Origin of the sequence: Aeromonas sp. HMWF014, assembly GCF_963878295.1 — a bacterium.
In the GTDB taxonomy this organism is placed as follows: Bacteria; Pseudomonadota; Gammaproteobacteria; order Enterobacterales; family Aeromonadaceae; genus Aeromonas; species Aeromonas popoffii.
This window is the reverse complement of sequence record NZ_CAWNYS010000324.1, coordinates 1-1,922: the sequence shown is the minus strand read 5'-3', so window position 1 is coordinate 1,922 and position 1,922 is coordinate 1. Positions and strand designations below refer to the sequence as shown.

The window sequence follows — 1,922 nt, the reverse complement described above, 5'->3', positions numbered from 1 at the left end:
GGGATCCGCCACGTCACCGACCACCACGCCCATGGTGTCACAGGTCTGGCTCACCAGTGCCCGCGCGTTGGCGTTGGGGGTATAGCCCAGCTCGGCCATGGCCTTCTGCACTACCTCGCGAGAAGCGGCGCTGGCCTTGGGGGAGTTGTTCATCACCCGTGAAACCGTTGCCACCGACACATTGGCCAAACGGGCGACATCCTTGATGGTGCTCATGCTGTTTTCACTTATTTCACTGTGCAATAGCGCACCATTATACCCAGCAAACCTATTGAAAACAGGGGTGAAGCGCATATCTGCTACCAGAATAATCCCAAAAATAATGTAATCGTTTACACTGTTTTGCAAGCAAGCTCACAGTTTGGTCGCCACCCCCTCGGCTAGACTCCTTCCAGACACTTTTTCAGTGGAGAGCAAGATGAACGTTCTGGTCACCGGCGGTTGCGGATATATCGGCAGCCACACCTGTCTGGCCTTGCAGGCAGCGGGAATGAAACCCGTTGTGGTGGATAACCTCTGCAATAGCAAGGCGGGCGTACTGGCTCGCATCGCCGCCATCAGCGGCCAGCAACCCGTCTTCTATCAAGGGGATATTCGCGATGCCGTCCTGCTGGATCGGATCTTTGCCGAACAACAGATCGACGCAGTGATCCATTTTGCCGCTCTGAAAGCCGTCGGTGAGTCGACCCGTATTCCGCTGGACTACTACGAGAACAACCTGAGCGGCACCCTCACCCTGTTGCAGGCGATGAAACGTGCCGGGGTCGACAGCCTGGTGTTCAGCTCGTCAGCCACCGTCTATGGCGATCCGGCCAGCACGCCCATCCGGGAGGACTTCCCGCGCAGCGCCACCAATCCCTACGGGCGATCCAAGCTGATCATCGAGGAGATCCTCGAGGATCTGCAGCAGGCTGAACCCCATTGGAGCATGACGCTGCTGCGCTACTTCAACCCGGTCGGCGCCCATAGATCCGGCTCCCTAGGGGAAGATCCTCAGGGCATACCCAACAATTTGATGCCCTTCCTGACCCAGGTCGCCATCGGCCGCCGCGCCTCTCTCTCTGTCTTTGGAAACGATTACCCCACCGTCGATGGCACCGGGGTGCGGGACTACATCCACGTGATGGATCTCGCCGAGGGACACGTCAAAGCGCTGCAACATTGCGCCCGGCAGGGGGGCATGCACGTCTACAACCTGGGCACAGGTCAGGGCCAGAGCGTGTTGCAAATGGTCGCGGCGTTCGAAGCCGCCTCCGGTCGGCCGCTGCCCTATCGCATTGAACCCAGGCGCCCCGGCGACATCGCCGAGTGCTGGGCCGATCCCGCCAAGGCAGAGCGCGAGCTGGGCTGGCGGGCCAGTCGGGATCTCGCAACCATGTGCGCCGACAGCTGGCGCTGGCAGTCCGCCAATCCGCAGGGGTACGAGGCGTGAACATGCCCAGTGCCACTCGCCCTCCTTCGTCCGCCCGGCAGGCGGCTAATCTATCCATTTCATCAAATAATGAGGAGTGATGATGTTCAACCCGGTTGATCACCCCCACCGTCGTTTCAACCCACTGACCGGTCAATACGTGCTGGTCTCCCCCCACAGGGCCAAGCGCCCATGGCAGGGCCAGGTAGAGAAGATAAGTCAGGCGCCGAATCACTCCCATGATCCGGATTGCTTCCTCTGCGCAGGCAACCAGCGCGTCACCGGCGACAAGAACCCGGACTATCAGGGCACCTTCGTCTTCACCAACGACTTCGCCGCCCTGATGCAGGACACGCCGCCCACCCATGGCGACCAGGATCCCCTGCTGAAACTGGAGGCCGCCCGCGGCACCAGCCGGGTCATCTGCTTCTCGCCCGATCACGGCAAGACACTGCCCGAGCTGCCGCTGCCCGCCATAGAGGCCGTGATCACCACCTGGATGGAACAGGTG

3 protein-coding genes are annotated in these 1,922 nt (G+C 60.8%); 2 read left to right on the top strand and 1 reads right to left on the bottom strand.

All coding sequences use genetic code 11. The annotated features are described in order from the left end of the window. A partial coding sequence (locus AAC083_RS13815) for a LacI family DNA-binding transcriptional regulator (RefSeq protein WP_146181673.1) occupies positions 1 to 216 on the bottom strand: 216 nt, incomplete at its 3' end. Positions 217 to 418: 202 nt separating this feature from the next. On the opposite strand from AAC083_RS13815, the gene galE reads away from it, so the two are divergent. Further along, positions 419 to 1,432 (top strand): UDP-glucose 4-epimerase GalE, encoded by a 1,014-nt coding sequence (gene galE, locus AAC083_RS13810; protein WP_108536891.1) that lies wholly within the window; start codon positions 419 to 421, stop codon positions 1,430 to 1,432. 82 nt (positions 1,433 to 1,514) lie between these two features. Then, on the top strand, positions 1,515 to 1,922 hold a 408-nt coding region (galT, locus tag AAC083_RS13805), incomplete at its 3' end, for a galactose-1-phosphate uridylyltransferase (protein ID WP_108536892.1).

Excerpts from the sequence above, each read along its gene's own strand:
- galE (WP_108536891.1), top strand. The coding sequence starts at position 419 with ATGAACGTTCTGGTCACCGGCGGTTGCGGATATATCGGCAGCCACACC.